At 63.7% G+C, this 19,780-nt stretch carries 12 protein-coding genes; 7 read left to right on the top strand and 5 right to left on the bottom strand.

The window, feature by feature from the left end:
* Nucleotides 1-3,719: 3,719 nt before the first annotated feature.
* The 5 genes from trxA to IEX33_RS05575 all read right to left on the bottom strand — a co-directional run bounded on the left by trxA (nt 3,720) and on the right by IEX33_RS05575 (nt 9,808).
* A complete protein-coding gene (gene trxA, locus IEX33_RS05595; RefSeq protein WP_104186691.1) occupies nt 3,720-4,046 on the bottom strand; it encodes a thioredoxin in 327 nt (108 codons plus the stop codon).
* Nucleotides 4,047-4,081: 35 nt separating this feature from the next.
* Complete coding sequence (gene trxB, locus IEX33_RS05590; RefSeq protein ID WP_188728446.1) at nt 4,082-5,038, bottom strand: thioredoxin-disulfide reductase; 957 nt, start codon at nt 5,036-5,038, stop codon at nt 4,082-4,084.
* A 255-nt stretch (nt 5,039-5,293) separates the two neighbouring features.
* Nucleotides 5,294-6,868 (bottom strand): protein kinase family protein, encoded by a 1,575-nt coding sequence (locus tag IEX33_RS05585; protein WP_188728445.1) that lies wholly within the window; start codon nt 6,866-6,868, stop codon nt 5,294-5,296.
* A gap of 165 nt (nt 6,869-7,033) precedes the next feature.
* On the bottom strand, nt 7,034-9,235 hold the full coding sequence (gene murJ / locus IEX33_RS05580) for a murein biosynthesis integral membrane protein MurJ (RefSeq protein ID WP_188728443.1): 2,202 nt from the start codon (nt 9,233-9,235) through the stop codon (nt 7,034-7,036).
* Between the two features lie 72 nt (nt 9,236-9,307).
* Nucleotides 9,308-9,808: an NUDIX hydrolase gene (locus tag IEX33_RS05575; protein WP_104186702.1), complete on the bottom strand. Its 501-nt coding sequence runs from the start codon at nt 9,806-9,808 to the stop codon at nt 9,308-9,310.
* Between the two features lie 207 nt (nt 9,809-10,015).
* On the opposite strand from IEX33_RS05575, the gene IEX33_RS05570 reads away from it, so the two are divergent.
* The 7 genes from IEX33_RS05570 to IEX33_RS05540 all read left to right on the top strand — a co-directional run bounded on the left by IEX33_RS05570 (nt 10,016) and on the right by IEX33_RS05540 (nt 19,690).
* Entirely contained in the window at nt 10,016-11,539 is a 1,524-nt protein-coding gene (locus IEX33_RS05570; protein ID WP_188728441.1) for a CCA tRNA nucleotidyltransferase, read from the top strand.
* The gene (locus tag IEX33_RS05565) at nt 11,536-12,120 is read left to right on the top strand and encodes a histidine phosphatase family protein (RefSeq protein ID WP_104186705.1); all 585 of its coding nucleotides are present in this window, start codon (nt 11,536-11,538) and stop codon (nt 12,118-12,120) included. Before IEX33_RS05570 ends, IEX33_RS05565 begins: the two co-directional genes overlap by 4 nt.
* A 584-nt stretch (nt 12,121-12,704) precedes the next feature.
* Nucleotides 12,705-12,842 (top strand): hypothetical protein, encoded by a 138-nt coding sequence (locus IEX33_RS05560; protein WP_188728440.1) that lies wholly within the window; start codon nt 12,705-12,707, stop codon nt 12,840-12,842.
* Between the two features lie 162 nt (nt 12,843-13,004).
* Nucleotides 13,005-14,471, top strand: coding sequence for a glycosyltransferase family 87 protein (locus IEX33_RS05555; protein WP_188729170.1), 1,467 nt, complete (start codon nt 13,005-13,007; stop codon nt 14,469-14,471).
* Complete coding sequence (locus IEX33_RS05550) at nt 14,464-15,912, top strand: phytoene desaturase family protein (protein ID WP_188728438.1); 1,449 nt, start codon at nt 14,464-14,466, stop codon at nt 15,910-15,912. The genes IEX33_RS05555 and IEX33_RS05550 overlap by 8 nt, the downstream gene beginning before the upstream one ends.
* Nucleotides 15,913-15,993: 81 nt before the next feature.
* The gene (locus IEX33_RS05545; RefSeq protein WP_188728436.1) at nt 15,994-17,982 is read left to right on the top strand and encodes a penicillin-binding transpeptidase domain-containing protein; all 1,989 of its coding nucleotides are present in this window, start codon (nt 15,994-15,996) and stop codon (nt 17,980-17,982) included.
* A 25-nt stretch (nt 17,983-18,007) separates the two neighbouring features.
* The gene (locus IEX33_RS05540; protein WP_104187065.1) at nt 18,008-19,690 is read left to right on the top strand and encodes an ABC-F family ATP-binding cassette domain-containing protein; all 1,683 of its coding nucleotides are present in this window, start codon (nt 18,008-18,010) and stop codon (nt 19,688-19,690) included.
* Nucleotides 19,691-19,780 lie beyond the last annotated feature (90 nt).

The raw sequence follows: 19,780 nt of genomic DNA, 5'->3' as shown, positions 1-19,780 counted from the left end.
TTCTGCGTAGATTAGCGTTTCACGTGAAACAGGCGGGGCCCACGGCGCTGTTCTCGTCCAAGACGAAGGGGCTTCAGCGAGTGCAGCCACTCTGAAAAGGGAAGCGCCGTCCGCTAACGCCACCATTTAATCGTCGTGATGAGATTTTCTGAAACCTCAGCGAGGCTGATTGAGTGACAATGCGTTCTCTACGTCCGTGGTTACCGTCCGGCCGCGATCCTGGAACCGTTCGGAACGATGATCTGACGTCGTGCGGGTGTGGACGTTGCTCGTGTACTCGGATCACGCCACGTAGAGCGGATGTGTTCGAGACTCCCGGACGTCGATAACCGTTTCTCGCCGCACGTTTCACGTGGAACATGTCGGGTCGGGGCCCCGTCTTGACTGCCACTTCGGCCCCGTCATTTGGTACCTGTCTTTGTCTGCACTTCGGCTACTTGAGCGAACTCCGGTGTGGGAGCTAAGAGGTGCTATGGGAGGGGGGAAGTTACCGCTGTGTTGTGCCGTGCCGGAACAGACAGCCGTCGTCAGAGCGCCTGCAGGGCCGCACGTTGCCCGTCAGGACATGAACGTCGGAGGCGAAGTGCCGGGCTCCCCCTGTCCCTCATTTTGGCCGTGGAGGCCCGCTTAGGGTCCTATTGCTGGGTCAAGCGCGCCCAAGCCGCTAAGCAAAAGTCATTGGGGCAAACCTCGGCGTCCGCTGTGCCCGGACTGTTTCACGTGAAACAGTACGATGGAAGACCAACTGAGGGATAGGACTGAGGACTGACCGGAGTCAGACCGGAACAAGGCCCAGCGCTGCGACAGCGGATCGGAATCATGTGCCGGCTAGTGAAGCCATACGTGGGACACAAGCAGCCTCGATGACCTCTGCCTTGAGTGGACGCACTCCCCTATGCACGACCTACCACGCATGCTCAGTCCCAAAATGAGAGCGTTCTCGACGCTCAACTGTCCAGGTCCGGTTACCGCTCGAGATACCCGATGGGACCTAAGCAAACTTCACGCGGAATGACCACGATCTCAAGTTTGCGTACATAGAAGATATGCCGCCCATTCAGATGATCGGCGATGCGCGACACCGGGCAGAGGAACCCGATGGGGAATTGTCAGCGGATTGCTCGTCGAAAGGAGTCATATGGTGGTTTATACGCAGCAGCCTCCATTGGTGCGTTTGTCGCTTGGATCCCACCGTCACCTACCAACGTCCTCGCAACTCGTGCTATGCGTCCATATTCGTGGCTGCAGAATCTTGTGCGGGCTGTCGGCGACGCGAGCGGAGCTACGGTGGTTGTGTGAACGCATGCGAGCGATATCGCCTTAGCGAATAATACCGATCGCTAAGCGCCGTGTGCTAAGCGCTGCCCAGACGCGGATGGGTGTCGGCCATCCGTGGATATCGTTGTGGATAACTATGTGGACGATGCGGCTCTATGACCCGTATTGAGCGCGTACAGAATCGCATCATGAGGTCTCTGGTGGCCATTGTTAAAGCAGCGATTACGGTCCTGATGGAATGGGGTCGCATGCGTTTCACGTGAAACATGGGCGAGGAGCAAGGAGAGGCACCTCACAGTCCCAATAATTCAGTCAGAAATGTTTACTTTGTACATACACAGCAGGCCCAGATGGCAGTGCGGCTCCGAACTGCCATGAGGCTGAGAAGGTTGAGAGCTAGCTGAAGCGCCGTATCGAAAACTTGACTGTCGGTGTCCGAGTTGCGCAGTACACTGACATGACTCCGTCGACCTGTGGATATCACTGTGAATACCGGACGCTGCATCTGTGGAAAAGCATGTGGATATCCTGCCGCCACCGGACCCTTTCCCGCTATATTTCAGAGTAAAAACTACCCCAAAATCTCGTGAGGCGGCACTTTAGTCTGGATGCTTCAAAGCCAAGAGAGCACAAGCCACGAGTAAGCCAGGTGACGTAGTCCGGCAGGTACAGGTGTCGACTGCGAGAATTCACGCCGCCGGTTCTCCGCTTCCCCGCGGCACCTGGAGGATGATTGCTCTTCTGTGATTCGGAACGCCGCAACGATCTCGATCAATCGGGGCATTCTTGTGGGTCACCTGTGGCCCGACCGCTACGACCCCAGCACTCTGGGCTCTTGTGGCTAATTCTGGGGTGAGACGAGTGCAACGGAACAGTAGGGGCTTGTGCCGCGGTCAATCACGAGTCGGACACTGAACGGACGCTGTCGCGTTCTGGCGCTGCGGGCGTTTAGGCAGTTCGGAATGCGACAGAACCGGCTCACCGCTGGGGTTCGGTGCCGCGACATCGACTTGGAAGGTTCCACGCGGTCCAGCGGCGACCCTTAGCCGTGCATGTTTCACGTGAAACGGCGTCCCCTGTCCCAAGTTCACTGAGTTCGGCTTCGGATTGCCATTGCTGTCAACGGAATTCGTGGAGTGACCTCGTGCGACCTAGGCGGATGCATATCTCCCTATGCCCGTCACCGACTACGTCTGCAGGCGACAGGTCACAGTCGCCGGACGACTAGTCTTGATGGTTAGGGAACGCTGTGTCTCTGCTCGTGCAGGATGTCACTGTTCTAGGAAATGTTTGCTGAGTGCTCCCAGTTGCCCTTGAGCAGGGCACCGCAGTGAGTTTAGTACGCGGAGCGTCCATCACTCACGAAAACCCGTTGCCTACAGGTTCTCTGGATAGTCGCGCCTGTACAATCCTCCACTGCGCCCTCGAGTGCCCGGTGATTGACGGAATGAAAAGCCCTCTCGAGCTACGCATCAGTTGAAGTGTTGGCGTTTCGAATCTTGCGGCGAATGTGCGGAAGGCCCAACGGCTCGAGGTGCTGCCCGTAGGACTGTTGGACCTACTCTTGCCTGGTGACGATCGCCTTGGAGACTTGGCTAGGCTCGCCAAGGCTGTACGGAACCCCGAGATGGTCACCCTTGTACCAGTGCGCGCACTGCAACGCGTGGCCCTAGCCAGGTGCCGCGTAAGCCGTCCCTACTCGTGACGGGTCACCGAATACTTCGATCAGGGCGCAACTCGCCGGCTGCAGCAAGAACCTTCGGGTTTGCTAATCCCTTCTAGTAGTCATGCCCTCATGTTTCACGTGAAACGCCGGGATGCTGCTGCCTGTTTCACGTGAAACAGACGACTCCGCCAACCCGTGGCTAGTTCTGACTGGTTCACGGACGTCGCGTACCAAGTTGTCCATTGAACACCCTTAACTTACCTCCCGAAGGGTGTACGGAGGCGGGACCAACGTTCTACTGCCTTAGCCCTGCTCAACAAGCGCGTACGCGTGGGTCTCCATAGGGTCCTGGAAATAGGGACATCCGGGCTACTGAAGCTGTCGTGAGACGCAACTGGTCCGGGGCCTCGGAGAACCGGTGACAACATGCACCGTCACCGGGTGGAATGTGGAGTGCTGCACCAAAAGTATGCGAAACCCTTCGTTTGGCGATTGATGTAGTTGGTAACGCGAGTCGGGACACGTCTTGCACGAGACCCCTACTTCCATTCCTGCTCGTGGTGGCGCGCCAACTAGCTATTGCAGACAGCGCGACTGTTTCACGTGAAACAGTCCAAAGGTTCCAGGTCGAATCATCACGGCGTACCCGAACCTCAGGGAGCGCAGATCGATCTGTGCGAAATAGGTGGACTTATCCATTGTGCGAACAAAAAAGTGGCCACCGCTCCTGCAGTGGCCACTTTTTTGTGCTCGACTCATACGAGCCCGTGAAGGTTTAGGACAGGACGTCCGCAAATTCCTTTTCAAAGAATTGCTTCGGCTTGGCGCCGATGACCGTACTCTTCACTTCCCCACCCTGGAAAAGGTAGACAGCCGGAATGGATGTGATGCCGTATTCGGCGGCGATCGCGGGGTTATCGTCCACGTTCACCTTGACCACGTCCACCTTCTCGCTGTACTCGACCGAGATTTCATCCAGAATGGGACCCAGTTTGCGGCAGGGGCCGCACCATTCAGCCCAGAAATCAACGATTACCGGCTTGTCGGAGGACAGTACGTCCGTGCTGAAGCTTGCGTCTGTTACGTCTTTTGCGTTGCTCATAACCTGATCTCTCTCTTCGGGTATCGTGGCGGTACTTACGCGGGCAAGTCTGCGAGGTAGTGCTCAACATCAATCGCCGCGACGCAGCCGGAGCCTGAAGCGGTGATCGCCTGGCGGTAGGTGGGGTCCACCACGTCACCGGCCGCAAACACGCCGGGAATGCTGGTCCTGGAGCTGCGGCCTTCGACGGCGATGGTTCCCTCAGGGGTGAGGTCCAGGACGTCCTTGACCAGCTCGGTCCTCGGGTCGTTGCCGATCGCAACGAACACGCCTGTGACTGCAAGATCCGAAACACTGCCGTCAAGAAGGTTCTTGACCTTCAGCCCGGTGACCTTGTCCTCGCCGATGACGTCGTCCACAGTGCTGTTCCAGACAAAGCTGATCTTCTCATGGGCGAGGGCACGGTCAGCCATGATTTTGGAAGCCTTCAGGGAGTCCCGGCGGTGGACAACCGTGACTGACCTGGCGAACTTGGTGAGGAACAGGGCCTCCTCCATGGCGGAGTCGCCACCGCCGATCACGGCAATGTCCTGATCTTTAAAAAAGAAACCGTCGCAGGTTGCACACCAGCTAACGCCGTGTCCGGAGAGGCGCTTTTCGTTCGCCAGGCCCAGTTCGCGGTAGGCCGATCCCGTGGAGAGTATGACGGCTTTTGCCTTGAAGCTCTCACCGGTGGCGATGGTGACTGTCTTTACCGGGCCTTCAAGTTCAAGACTCGTAACGTCCTCGAACTGGATCTCCGTGCCGAAGCGGACAGCCTGCTTTTCGAAGTTCTCCATGAGGTCCGGACCCATGATCCCTTCCGGAAACCCCGGATAGTTCTCAACGTCTGTGGTGTTCATCAGTTCGCCGCCGGCAGTGACGGAGCCGGCAAGCATCAGCGGCTTCAGGTTGGCACGTGCTGTGTAGACAGCTGCCGTGTAACCGGCCGGGCCTGAACCGACAATGATGACATCACGTACATCGGACGCGGTGTTTTCTGCGATGGTCACTGAACGGTGAACCTCTTCCTTGGTTGACGCGCCCCTCGTGGAGGCCGGCCACATGGCACAACTGCTGGGTGTTCCTGATTATTCCGGCGCCTGGACATGGTGGACCACCGGTACACGGCAGGCCGCCGTCACCGTAGGCGCCCTTTCAAGGTTACCGCCCCGGCAAGGGGCCGCCGCCTGCTGCAGGGTTTGATCAGAGTTCCGCCTTCGTGCCGGCCGTGGCCGTCACGAACGCTACAGCCAGAAGGAGCCTGGTTACTGGACCTTGATCTCGGCGAGCCGGATGCCGAATCCGTAGCGGGTCTTCGGAGCAGCCAGCCGCGGCAGGGAGTTGATGGAGACGATCACATACTCGGCCTCCACGGGCTCCGCCAAAGGTATGGTCAGGTCAGTGGACGTGAAGCTGTTGGTTCCTACTGCTTTAGCCCCATCCAGTGCAGGACGGTCGTTGGTATAGACAGTGATGTTGCCGCCGGAGCCACCAAGCTGCGAAAGCGTAATGGAGGACACCATGGCCGGGTTCTCGAGCTTCACCACTAGGGGCACGCCCTGGGGTGCCAGTCCGCCCCAGTTCTCGGTGGCGAACTCCATGTCGGACCAGAAGCTCGCGGCGTTACCGTCGTACGCCCTGACGAGGTCGCCGTCAAAGGTGGCAGCAAAGTCGAAGTTGCCCTGCCTGGTGATGCTCTCGATGGCCGGGGGTGCAGCGGGCGGTGCCGTTGTGGGTGCCTGCGTCGGAGCCGAGGTGTCTTCAGGAGCGCTGCTGTTGGTGCCGGGTGCCGTGGGCACCGCCTGCGGCTGCGAGGTGAACAGGCTGCCGAGGTTGGTGACGGCAAACACCAGTCCGGCAATGAGCACCACCGCCAGCAGTCCACCAACCAACCAGCGCATGGACCGGGGCTCGCGGGCAGGTTCGTCACGGTCGTCGTCGTCATAACGGTCCTGATCGGGGACGGACGCACCGCCACCAGCTGCCGGTGCAGCCGACCGTGCAAAAACGGAAGATTTCTTCTTCTTGGTCTCTGGTTCGTCGTCGGCTGACGAGTCCATCGGGGCATGCTCTTCAGCGTGCGCGTAATCGTCATCGGACCACAGCGACACCTTGGGCTTACCGGCCGGTGAGCCGGGTGATCCTTGCGTGTGGCCTACAGCCGGCGTGTGGGCGGTCTGGTGGTCCTCGGGGCGTGCTGACCGATCGGTTCCGGAGCCGGAGGCAGCGGCCGCACCTGCGGCTCCTCCCGCAGCAAGAGCTCCACCGGCTGCCGCTGCCCGGCCTCCAGCGGAGGCCCCGTTGGACGAGCGTCCAGAGGAAGGCGCGGCAGCGGGACGAACTGGTGGTTTCGGCGGAACAGCCGGCGCTGCACGGTAAGGATCCACCTGGCTGGCGTGGTTGTCCGAGTAGTTGATGTAGCCGGCTTCTACATGGTCTTCATCGTCGTAGGGTTCCGGCTCGTTCGACCGCGGCTGGCCAAAGATTTCGCTTCCCAGGGTGTCCGTGAAAAACGGTTCCACGTAGGGAGGATTGGAGGCCACCACCAGGTCCAGCAGATCCGCGGCGGAAGTGTGGTTGGTGATGAGGTAGGTGGCTGCCTCGCTCATGCCGAGGTCCAGGACCTGGACGGTGCCGGGACGTTCGCCGGTGGCCACTTCGCGGGCGCTCTGGGCAACCTGTTCGGTGTTGCCGGGTCCGGCCACCAGTATGCTGACGGGACGGTTCAGGACCTGATCCACACCATCCAGCACCAGATCGTGGTCGTGCGACGCCAATACCGTGGCAGTGACCTTGTAGCGGCCACCCAGTACTGATCCGACATCGATCGGGTTGGACACGTGTTCCTCCTAGACTGTCCGGGATTGCCGGCCTTAATGATGCAACCACCGTCCAGGAGCCGGCGGGCGCCTGACCCCTGGATGCAACTACCCCTGTACCTTTCCGATCCTAGCCGATTGCGTCCCTTCCACCTTGGACGACGGCGGCCGGAAACCGCGGGAACGTCACTTTTTCCGGGGTTTCCTCGGCTTGAAATGGGGGTTCTCGCCGGGCTTCCCCTGGAAGGTGCGGCGCCCTGGAAGGGGGATCTGCTCCCGCAGGAAGCCACCCCGTGCCGTGCTGGGCTGGTCCTCCCCGGGGAGGTAGTCGCCGTCGGACGTTGGCGAGCCATCGCCGTCGAGCGGTTCCTTCCCCCGCGCCCCGCGCCCGGGCGCCTCCTGTTCCGGGGCCGGCCCGGCCCTGAAGGATACGGCGTCGAACTCACCGGAAATCCTGGGGATGAGGCCCGTGTCAACGGACGTGGTGGCACGGTCCGGCTGCTGGCGCCCACCGGACGGTGAATCAGACGGCGAGCCTGAGCGGGAACCGGATGGGGAATCTGACGGCGAACCGGAGGGCGAGTCCGACGGCGGGGTCCCGCCTCCAGCGGGAGGTGCGGCCGGTCCACCGCGCCCCAGCCGGCCGAGGAGGGGCCGGAGAAGGTCGCGAAGTTCGGAAACCCGGAACAGCTTAAGGAGGAAGAAGTAGGCCACCAGCATGATTGGGCCCACCACGACGACGGTGATGAGGGCTGACAGCCTGTCCTGCCAGGCAAACCCGTCCGGACTGTAGCTCCCCAGGAGCCACAGGGCACCGGCTCCGGCGATGGCGGAACCAAGCGCTGCGTACCCCATGCGGATGTAGGAGTTGGCGATCCGTGGCCCGTCCAGGTGACCCAGGAGGCGCCGCAGGAACCAGGCGCTGATGACCACGGAGAGGATGTTGCCCACCATGTAGAGGACCGCGATGGCGTAGATGATCTGCGTGACGGGCAGGAACTGGATGGCGAACGCCCCGGCCACGTAGACAATGGCCAGGAGCAGCTGGACGTAGAACGGTGTGCGCGCATCCTCATTGGCGTAGAAGACACGGGACATCATGAAGTTGGCACTCATGAACGGCGTGCTCAGCGCCAGGATGGTGAGCGTCTGGGCCAGCATCACTCCGTCCTGGCGGAGCCCGCCCGAGAAGAACATGCCCAGGGGACCTGCCAGGGCAAACAGCGCCAGCGCACCGAACACGGTTGCCACCGCCATGGTCCGCAGGCCGTGCGAGAGGGCGTCACGCAAAGCATCACGGTTGCCGTCCTGGGAGGCCCGGGTCATCCGGTTGAACAGCACCGTGGCCAGGGACAGGGCAATGATGGAGTGCGGCAGCAGGTAGAGCTGGCTGGCCACCTCCAGCACGGCGTTGCCTGGCAGCATAAAGGCCGCGGGGTCCCCCGCCTGCTGCAGCCGGATGCGCTCGGCGCCGGGAATGGTGGCGATGCGCATGACGTACAGGAAGGCGAGCTGGCCGACGGCGGCAGTCAGCAAGGTCCAGACGCTCAGCTTGGCTGCCTGGCCCAGTCCCACCCCCCGCCACCCGAAACGCGGGCGGATCCCCAGCTTGAGCCGCATCACGGGGATCATCAGGATGGCTGTTTGTGCAACGACACCGATGGTTGAGAACCCGGCCACCAGGAGGGTTTGTGTGTCGCCCCAGTTGTCGAGGGTGTGCGGGTTCACCTTGTTCTCGCCGAAAATCCAGATGAACATCCCCAGGCCGGCAATCGCCACCAGGTTGTTAAGGATGGGTGCCCACATGGCGGGCCCAAAGGCTCCGTTGGCATTCAGGACCTGGGTCAGGAGGGCATAGAGGCCGTAGAAGAAGATCTGCGGCAGGCACCAGAAAGCGAAGGCCACGGCCAGCGCTTTCTGCTGCGGAGTGTATCCCTGCGTTGTGAGTTCAATAACCCAGGGGGCCGCCAGCGTCACCAGCGCCGTCAGTCCCAGCAGGAGCAGCACAGCCAGCGTCAGCAGCCGGCTGATGTAGTCCGCTCCCCTGTCCGGGGCCTTGCTTGCCTTGATGATCTGCGGGACCAGGACAGCGTTGAACACCCCGCCCGCCACGAGCAGGAAGATCAGGTTGGGCAGGTTGTTCGCGTTGATGAAGGTGTCATTGACAGTGGAGCCCAGGCCGAGCGCCGTGCCCAGCATCCAGGTCTTGCCAAAGCCCAGGAACCGGGACACGAGCGTCCCTGCGGCCATGATGGCACTGGACCGGGTTTCACTGGCAGCCACGGCGCCAGGGGTGCTGTCCGGGCCCGCCGGCTCGGGGGGAACGCCATCCGGGACGGCGTCGCCGGGCCGGCCGGCTTTATCGGAAGGAAAGTTGGTAGCTGACATCGACTTCATCGTCTCACCCGAAGGCGGTTAAAGCCGCAACGCCGGGGCCCTGAGCCCGGGATATCTGCAGTCCTAGAGGTGCTCCGGGAGGACCTCGCGGGCGAGGTCGGCAATCCGGCGCTCGTTGGGGAAGGACAGCTTCCGGGCCAGCTCCTGGATGGGAACCCACGCCACGTCCACGGCTTCCTGGTCCGGATCGTTCTCGATGGTCAGTTCGCCGCCCGTTGCCCGCAGGAGGTAATGGTGGACCGTCTTGTGAACCCGGTGGCCGCTGACTGTAAACCAGTAGTCAATGCTTCCGAGCGGCGCGAGGATGTCCCCCTCGATGCCGGTTTCTTCGGCAATTTCCCGGACCGCTGCCTGCTCGTTGTTTTCCTTGCCCTCCGGATGGCCCTTGGGCAGGCACCATTCCAAACGTCCGCCGCGGTTAAGGCGGGCGATGATCGCAACCCTCAACTCGGCGTCGGACGTGTCCACTACAACGCCGCCGGCAGAGACCTCCTCAACCGTGGGCAGCGATGCCGGTGCCGCATGCTGGGCAGGGGCAACGTGCGCACCGATTGCCGACGGCAATGGTGCGTTTGTCCTCCTGCCGGGAGCGCTCGGTACTGGATGGGCCATGGAGTCCACTCTAACGACTGTTGCCCGTTCGTGATGACCGGAACATGACACCAACATGGACTGCATATGACGCACTTTGCCGGCGGTGGAGTGATTCCGCACGATCTTGACCGTATTTTGGCCTGCCGACGCGCTGGTTTCTGACAAGCTTAAGTAACTATGGCTCACGCACATCACAAGACTGATTCCCCGACCGTTGATTTCCAGGTGGACCCGGTGGTCCTGGAGCTCGGCCGGCGCTTCGTGGACGCCGGCCACGAGCTGTCACTGGTGGGCGGCCCGGTGCGTGACCTTTTCCTGGGCCGGACCTCCCCGGACCTGGACTTCACCACCGATGCCACCCCGGACCAGACGGTTGCCCTCATCAAGAAGTGGGCGGACAACTACTGGGAGATCGGCCGCGCCTTCGGAACCATCGGCATGCGCAAGGCAGGCTTCCAGATCGAAATCACCACCTACCGGGCGGAGGCGTACGATCCCGATTCCCGCAAGCCCGTAGTGGCCTTCGGTTCGTCCCTGACAGATGACCTGCTCCGGCGCGACTTCACCATTAATGCCATGGCCTTGAAGCTGCCCTCCCTGGAACTGGTGGATCCTTTCGGCGGCGTACGCGACCTCCATGCCTCCGTGCTGGCCACTCCCGGGGCGCCGGAAGCGTCCTTCTCGGATGATCCGCTGAGGATGATGCGCGCGGCGCGCTTCGCCGCCCAGCTTGGAGTCTCCGTCCACGAGGACGTCCGGCAGGCCATGACGCAGATGGCCGAACGGATCACCATTATTTCCGCCGAACGGGTGCGGGACGAACTGGTCAAGCTCATCTGCGGCGCCCGCCCGCGCGTCGGCGTGGACCTGCTGGTGGACACAGGACTCGCCGAGTTCGTGCTGCCCGAGGTTTCGGCGCTGCGGCTGGAATCGGACGAGCATCACCGGCACAAGGACGTCTACCAGCACTCCCTGCAGGTCCTGGAACAGGCAGCGGAGCTGGAGACGGACAGTGAGGGCCCGGTGCCAGGTCCGGACTTTGTGCTGCGCTTCGCAGCATTAATGCACGACGTCGGGAAGCCGGCGACGCGCCGCTTCGAACCGGGCGGCGCGGTGAGCTTCCGGCACCACGACATGGTGGGAGCGAAGCTCACCTCCAAACGGATGAAGGCGCTGCGTTTCGATAACGACACCACCAAAGCCGTGGCCCGCCTCGTGGAGCTCCATATGCGCTTCTACGGTTACGGGGACGCCGGCTGGAGCGACTCCGCAGTCCGCCGCTACGTGACCGATGCCGGGCCGCTGCTGGAAAGGCTGCACCGGCTCACCCGCTCCGACGTCACCACCCGCAACCAGCGGAAAGCCGAACGCCTGGCCTTCGCCTACGACGACCTCGAGGCCCGCATTGCCGCCCTCCGCGAGCAGGAATCGCTGGATGCCGTGCGGCCCGACCTTGACGGCGCCCGGATCATGGCCCTGCTGGGCATCAAGCCCGGTCCGGTGGTGGGGCGTGCCTACAAGTTCCTGCTTAACGAGCGGATGGAGAACGGTCCGCTGCCTGCGGAGGAAGCGGAAGCACGCCTGCTCCGCTGGTGGGCAGGCCAGCCTGAATCAGCAGCTGCCGTCCCCCCATCCCCGGCGCCTGACGCTGGAACGTCGCCCGCCGTCGTCGAGCCGTCCCCTTCTGAGGAGTCCAAGTGACCAGTCCTGCCCTTGCCCCCCGGCCCCAGCTCTGGATCCTCCGCCACGGCGAGACGGAATGGTCCAAGAGCGGCCAGTACACCGGGCTCACGGACCTTCCGCTGACCGTCGAGGGTGAACAGCAGGCCGTGGAAGCCCGGAAGGTGCTGGATCCGGTCGACTTCGACCTGGTGCTCACCTCGCCGTTGAGGCGCGCGCGGCGGACGGCCGAGCTTGCCGGCTTCCCCGACGCCCAGCACGAACCTATGGCTGTTGAGTGGAACTACGGCGATTACGAAGGGATCAGCTCGGACCTGATCCGCAAGGACAATCCGGACTACCTCATCTGGACCCACGGCGTTCCCAACGGCGAAACGCTGGACGAGGTGGCCGCCAGGGCAGACAAAATTATCGGGCGCGTGCTCGAGTCCGGCATGGACAATGTGCTGATTGTGGCCCACGGCCATTTCTCAAGGATCCTTACCGCACGCTGGCTGGAATTGCCGCCTGCCGAAGGCCGCCATTTTATTCTGGGTACCGCAAAAGTCTGCACTCTCGGGTGGGACAAAAAGACGCCTGCGATCGTCCGATGGGGTCTCTAAAAGAGACCACCAAAATAAGGTTGGACAATTTTTGGATATTAAGTAGCCAATAGTCCAACTCGTGGTGTAATTTTATTCCTGATCCCAGAGCGTCCTGCCGGGATCGCGGCGCACGCTGCCGGGTCCTTGGCCCGTGCGGCGGCAGAGCAGAAAAGGAGGTTGGGAAAATGATTACTTTGACTAGCGGATGGAAGATGACCATCACCGCTGCCCCGGCCCCTGATGCTTTTGCGCGCCCCTTTAGGGATTACGCCGGCTCCTAGCCGCTACTCGCGCCTGGAGCCCAGGCAGCAGCGTCCCTCAGCGGGCCCCGGTCCGGCAGGACACCGGCCTGGTGCAGGTGCAGCATTTCCAAACCGTTCCCGCGGGACCACGGACTTTCCCTTTCGCATTCTTCCGCCTTTCTTCCCTGCGCAATGCTGCTTTAGTGCAGATGTGCAGGGAATTGGCGCCAGTTTCTGCGTAATTCTATTCGTGCTGCCCATAATGCCCTGCTGCATTCTTTGATATATCCGCCATAAAAGGGCTCAATTGCCGCGCCCATTTATGCATGCCGAACCCCACATGGAAAGGAGGTGATGGCCATGAAAAAGTTCCGAAAACTCCTACTGCCGGCCCAAGGACGGCGCAGCAGCCGGAGGAAGTTCAACGAGACCCTGCTGGAAAAGCAGCGCGAAGATGTATTCGTCCTGATGCACCAGCAGGTCGGCGGTACCCGCTAGGGACGATGCCGCCCGGGTGACCCGGGCAGCCACGAAGAAGTACCTTCGCCAGGAGGCACCGTGAACACCAGCGAACCTGTGGCCGGAGCCCACGCGGCGACGCGTGGGCTCCGCCGTCCGTGGCGCCAACCGGGTTCCGGGCACGGCGGTAAGCTCGAAGCCATGGAGGACACCCAGCCGCCCGAGCATCGAGGAAGGCTGCGCCTCGTTGTTCCAAGCCGCAGCGATATTCTCCTGAGGAACTTCACGGAATTGGTGGGCGGCCCCCTTGGGTCCCGGTCCGCGCCGGGCATTGTTTCCCCCGGTGTCTTCACCGTGGAGCGGGTACTGATCCTGCTGACCGTCCTGGCGGCACTGGCAGGCATCCTGCTGAAGGGATACTGCCGTGCCAACGGATGGGAATCCCCCACCCAGTTCTACGCCACCTGCTATTCCGACTTCCCCGAACTATTCCGGAACCGCGGACTGGCAGACGGCAACTTTCCCATCCTGGGCACGGGGAGCCAGTTTGAGTACCCTGTCCTGACCGGCCTTATTGCCGGGATAACGGCCTGGATGGTCCCCGGCGCCGGAACCCCGGATGCCCGGATCCTGGCCTACTTCGACATCAATGCCGCCCTTCTGGCCGCCGCCGCGGTGGTCACGGTCCTGGCCACCGCCCGGATGGGCGCCCGCCGGCCCTGGGACGCAGCCATGGTGGCTTTGGCGCCGGGCATCATCCTGGCCGGCACCATCAACTGGGATCTCTGGGCGGTGGCCCTGCTTGCCGTGGGCATGTACTTCTTCTCCCGGGAGCGGCTGGTGCTGGCGGGAGTCTTCATCGGGCTTGCCACGGCCGCCAAGCTGTATCCACTGCTCATTCTGGGCGCCATCCTCCTGCTTGCCCTCCGGACCGGACGGTTCCAGCCGTTCCTCAAGACTGCGGGGGCCGCGGCCGCCTCGTGGACCGTTGTCAACCTCCCCTTCGCCGTCGCTAATTTCCCGGGCTGGGCCTACTTCTTCCAGTTCTCGGCAGACCGCGGCGCCGGCTACAGCTCACCATGGTTCGCCTACAACCTGGTGCTTGGCCGGTTAAGGGGGCAGGAACTGAGCGGTGCAGCCGTAGACCTGCTGTCCCTCGGCTTGTTTGCGATTGGCTGCGGCCTCATCGCCCTTGTTGCCCTGACCGCACCGCGCCGCCCGCGCCTGGCCCAGCTTGCCTTCCTGATTGTGGCGGCCTTCATCCTGACCAACAAGGTGTATTCACCGCAATTTGTTGTATGGCTGATCCCGCTCCTCGCGCTGGCCAGGCCGCGGTGGCGCGACTTCCTGGTCTGGCAGGGCATCGAGGGCCTCCACTGGGCTGCGGTGTGGATGTACCTTGGACAGGTGACCAGCGCAGGCTCCTCCCAGCACAACCTGGATATGCCCTACTACGTCCTGGCCGTGGCTGCGCACATGCTGGCCGTCACCTACCTGATGGCGCGGGTGACCTGGGACATCTACGACCCCACGTACGATCCCATCCGCAGGCACCACCTGGACGATCCCCACGGCGGCCCGTTCAACGGGGCACCGGACAGGTTCCGGCTGAACCTGCGCCGCCGGACCATTGCCGCGCTCCCGCAGAAGGCGGCCTCCGATGCCTGACGTGACGGTGGTGGGCGCAGGACCCAACGGACTGGCCGCCGCGGCCGTCATGGCGCGGGCAGGGCTTACCGTGGAGGTCTTCGAAGCCGCGCCCGTGGTCGGCGGCGGAACCCGGACGGCAGAACTCATGCAGCCGGGCCACTTCCACGACGTCTGCTCGGCCGTCCATCCAATGGCCCTGGCCTCGCCCTTCTTCCGGGCCTTTGAGCTTTCCCGGCGGATGGAGCTCGTCACTCCTGAGCTCTCCTTCGGATCACCGCTGGACGGCGGACGGTCCGCCCTCGCCTACCGGTCGCTTGACCGGACCGCAGCGGGACTCGGCCGGGACGGCGCTGCGTACCGGCGGCTGATGGGCCCCATCGTGCGGAACATCGACGACGTTATGGACTTCACGCAGAACCAGCTCTTCCGCCTTCCCCGCAATCCCGTGGCCGCGGGCATTTTCGGCCTGCGGACCCTGGAGCAAGGCTCGGGCCTCTGGAATGCCAGGTTCCGCGAGGAGCCAGCTCCTGCCCTCCTCAGCGGTGTTGCGGCCCATGCCGTGTCCCACCTTCCGTCCCTGGCCGCGTCCGGAGCAGGGCTGATGCTCGGGGCACTGGGCCACGCTGAAGGATGGCCCATTCCCCTGGGCGGATCTGCTGCCATCGCCGCCGCCCTGGCAACGGACATCGAGGCGCATGGCGGCACCCTTCACACAAACACCCCCATCAACCGGTTGACGGACCTTCCCCCGGCGCGGGCCACGCTCCTTGATGTCGCGCCGCGCGGACTGGTGGACATGGCCGGTGACTCCCTTCCCGCCCGCTACCGCAAAGCCCTGGAGTCATTCCGCTACGGAAACGGATCGTGCAAGGTGGACTTCATCCTGTCCGGCCCCGTGCCGTGGCAGGCGGCGGAACTGGCTGACGCCGGAACAGTCCACGTAGGCGGAACCAGGGAGGAACTGGCACACGCGGAAAACGAGGTCAGTGCCGGCCGGCACCCCGAACGGCCCTACGTGCTGGTGGCCCAGCCGTCCCGGTTCGACCCACGGCGCGCTCCCGCCGGCCGCCACACCCTGTGGACCTACTGCCACGTACCGGCCGGTTCAACCAAGGACATGGCGGAAGCCATCACCGCACAGCTGGAGAGGTTTGCCCCCGGTTTCAGGGACCTCGTGGTGGACACCAACGTGGTGACGGCGGCGCAGCTGGCAGAGTACAACCGGAACTACATCGGCGGGGACTTCAGCGCCGGCACCATGGACCTTCGCGGCCTGGTTCAGCGGCCCGTAGTATCCCGGCATCCATGGCGCACTCCCCTGCGCGGCGTCTATCTTTGTTCCTCCTCCACGCCGCCCGGCCCTGGGGTCACCGGCATGCCCGGCCTGCACGCGGCAACCCATGCGCTGAAGGACATATTCCACCTGCCCGTTCCGTCGTTGGGCCTGGGTGGCGCATAGCAGCCGGCAGCGCCCGTAGAACCGCCTGTAATACCGCCAGCATGGCCGGACGCACTGCATGTCCCGGGGCATAATGGCCGAATGGGGAAATCAACAAAACTTTCTGTTGCCGTAGCTGCGCTCATTCTGGGAACCTCTTTGGTGGCCTGCGACGACGGCAGGAGCGGGGCAGAAACCGCAGCACAGCAATTTGCCACAGCCGTTTCGGGACTAGATGTTGCGGGGGTGGCCTTCGACGGCAAGGACGCCGCTGCCGCCAACGACCAGCTGCGCGGCGTGTTCAAGGCACTGGATCCTCAGAAGCCCGCGGTTGAAGCAGGCGGCATCACCCTGGACGGCGACAACGCCTCGGCGCCTTTGAACTACACCTGGAAATTCGGCGATGCAGAGTGGAAATACACCGTACCGGCGAACTTCAAGAAGTCCGGGGACAAATGGCTTACGGTCTGGGACCCGGCAACCCTGGCACCCGGCCTCGCGGACAGCGAGATCCTCACCAAAGGCGCCCAGTCCCCGCAGCGCGCGGATATCCTCGGGGCGGGGGACGTCCCCCTGGTCACCTACCGTCCCGTGGTGAACGTCGGCATCGACAAGCCCCAGCTGGGCGCTGCCGATCCCACCGAGTCTGCCACCAGGCTCGCTGCCCTCGTCGGGGTTGACCCGGCCGGCTACGTCCAGCAGGTGCAGGCCTCCGGCGCGGAAGCCTTTGTTTCCGCGATTACCCTGCGGGAAGAAGGCCGCACCATCACCAACGAGCAGATTGCAGCCATCCCCGGCGCCCGTGCCATTCCCGCCTCGGTGCCGCTGGCACCCAGCCGGACCTTCGCCCGCGCCGTGCTCGGCACTGTCGGGGAAGCCACTGCTGAGCAGATCGAAGCCTCGGAAGGTGCCCTGTCAGCGGGTGATGTGACCGGCATCGGCGGGTTGCAGCAGCAGTACGACGAACAGCTCAGGGGGACGGACGCCGTCGTAATCCGCGCGCAGCGCGCCGACCTGACGCGCGAACAGATCCAGTCCGCAGCAACTGACCCCCGGCGCGTGCTCTTTGAAGTGGCGCCTGAGCCCGGTACACCGCTGAAGACCACCATCGACCCGACGCTGCAGGCACTGGCGGAGACCACCCTGGAGGAAGTCGGCCCGGCGTCGGCGATCGTGGCGCTGCGCCCTTCCAGCGGTGCCGTCCTGGCCGTGGCCTCGGGTCCCGGCAGTAACGGCTACAACACGGCCATGCTGGGCCAGTACGCGCCCGGGTCGATCTTCAAGATGGTGGACTCGCTCGCCATGTTCCGCAACGGGCTGACCCCTGATTCCAAGGTTGAGTGCACGCCGACGCTGACGGTGGACGGGCGCACCTTCAAGAACGCCGACGGTTATCCCGAAAGCTCCCTGGGCTCTGTCACCCTGCGTGACGCCTTTGCGCATTCCTGCAATACGGCGTTCATCGCCGCCCGGGACACCGTGTCACAAGGACAGCTCGAGGCTGCCGCCCTGGCCATGGGCATCGCCGTCGAAGCGCCGTCCCTGGGCGCAGACGCGTTCCTCGGATCCGTCCCCGGCGAGGCGGCAGGGACGGAGCACGCCGCGTCCATGATCGGGCAGGGCAAGGTCCTGCTTTCTCCCCTGGCGGCGGCCATGATGGCAGGCTCCGTGGCCAAGGGCGCGCCGGTGTCGCCCCAGCTGGTCCTCAATCCCGACGGCGGTGCTGCCGCTGCCGGCACGACGAGCGGTTCCACGGCGCCGGCGGCGCAGCCTTCCGCCACCGCCACGGCGGAAGCGCCGTCGACGGCCTCGGGTGAGCCGATCACCGCTGCCGAGGCCGCTTCGCTGGCTGACATGATGCGCGCCGTGGTCACCTCCGGGCATGCAGGCTTCCTGGCGAGCGTTCCCGGTCAACCCGTGGGTGCGAAGACCGGGACCGCTGAATTCGGCAAAGAGACTCCCCCGAAGACGCATGCCTGGATTGTGGCTGTCCACGGGGACCTGGCAGTGGCTGTTTTCGTGGAGGACGGCGGACTGGGAGCGACGACGTCCGGGCCGCTGCTGAAGGAGTTCCTCACCGCAGCCGGCTAGCCGTGGCCGTGGGAAGATGGAATACGTGGCCCATATTGACGTTTCCGGCATTGACTACTTTCTTTCCGACGGCACCCAGCTGCTTAACGGAGTGACCTTCAAAGTCCCGGACGGCACCAAGACCGCACTGATCGGCCCCAACGGCACCGGGAAGACCACCCTGTTCCGCATCATCGCCGGGGACCTGGTGCCGGATGAAGGCGTGATCGGGCGGTCCGGGAACATGGGCATCATGCGCCAGTTCGTGGGCCAGGTCCGGGACGGTTCCACCGTGCGTGACCTCCTGGTGTCCGCCGCCCCGCCTGCCCTGGCGGCAGCGGCGCGCGAGGTGGACGACGCCGAGCTGGCCATGGTGGAGCACGACGACGAGCCAAGCCAGATGCGGTACGCCCAGGCGATCGTGGATTGGGGAGATGCGGGCGGCTACGACGTCGAAACCGTCTGGGACGAGGTCTGCATGGCCGCGCTGGGACTTCCCTTTGACCGCGCGCAGCACCGCCCGGCGTCGAGCCTTTCCGGAGGTGAGCAGAAGCGGCTGGTACTCGAAGCGCTCTTTGCCGGGCCGGACGACCTCCTGCTGCTCGACGAACCGGACAACTACCTTGACGTTCCAGGCAAGCGGTGGCTTGAGGACAAGCTGAACGAGTCCAGGAAAACGGTCTTCTTCATCAGTCACGACCGCGAGCTGCTGAACAATGCCGCGGGGCGCATCGTGACGCTGGAACCCGGCATCAACGGTGCCGGTGCCTGGATCCACGGCGGCGGATTTGGCTCCTACGTGGAGGCGCGGGCAGACCGGAACGCCCGTTTCGAGGAACTGCGGAAGCGCTGGGACGAGGAGCACGTCAAGCTCAAGGAACTCGTCAACATGTACAAGAACAAGGCCGCCTTCCGCTCCGACATGGCCAACCGGTACCACGCAGCCCAGACCCGGCTGGCCAAGTTCCTGGAGATCGGGCCGCCGGAGGCGCTGCCCATCGAGCAGAACGTGCAGATGCGCCTTAAGGGCGGGCGGACCGCCAAGCGGGCCATCGTGGCGGAGAAGCTGGAACTCACCGGGCTCATGAAGCCCTTCTCCACAGAGGTGTGGTTCGGGGACCGCGTTGGCGTCCTGGGCTCCAACGGCTCAGGCAAGTCGCACTTCCTCAGGCTGCTGGCCACCGGCGGAACCGATCCGGAGCGGGAACACCTGCCCGTGTCCGACGTCGAGATCGCCGAAGTGCCGCACGAGGGCACCGTGAAACTTGGCGCCAGGATCCGCCCCGGATTCTTCGCCCAGACCCACGTCCGGCCCGACCTCCTGGGCAAGACGCTGCTGGAAATCCTGCACCGTGGCGATGAACACCGTTCAGGACTCGGCCGGGAGGCAGCGGCCGGGGCGCTGGACGGCTACGGACTCGCAGGTCAGTCGGAACAGAAGTACGAGTCCCTCTCGGGCGGGCAACAGGCACGGTTCCAGATCCTGCTGCTGCAGCTCAGCGGCGCCACACTGCTGCTCCTCGACGAGCCCACGGACAACCTGGACCTGCACTCCGCCGAGGCGCTTGAGAAGGCCATCGACCATTTCGAAGGAACCGTCCTCGCCGTGACCCACGACCGCTGGTTCGCGCGCACCTTCGACCGCTTCCTGGTGTTCGGGTCCGACGGCAAGGTGTATGAATCCGCAGAGCCGGTGTGGGACGAAAAGCGCGTGGAGCGCGTCCGCTGACCCAACGCTCTCTCACTCCCTGCAGCTTTTTGGCCATCCCTCTCTCACCGGTGAGAGAGGGATGGGTGATTTGCGGCGTTAAGTGAGAGA

This window comes from Pseudarthrobacter scleromae, from assembly GCF_014644515.1.
Classification (GTDB): Bacteria; Actinomycetota; Actinomycetes; order Actinomycetales; family Micrococcaceae; genus Arthrobacter; species Arthrobacter scleromae.
Note: the sequence above shows the minus strand (reverse complement) of the source record. Positions and strands in the feature narration are given on the sequence as shown.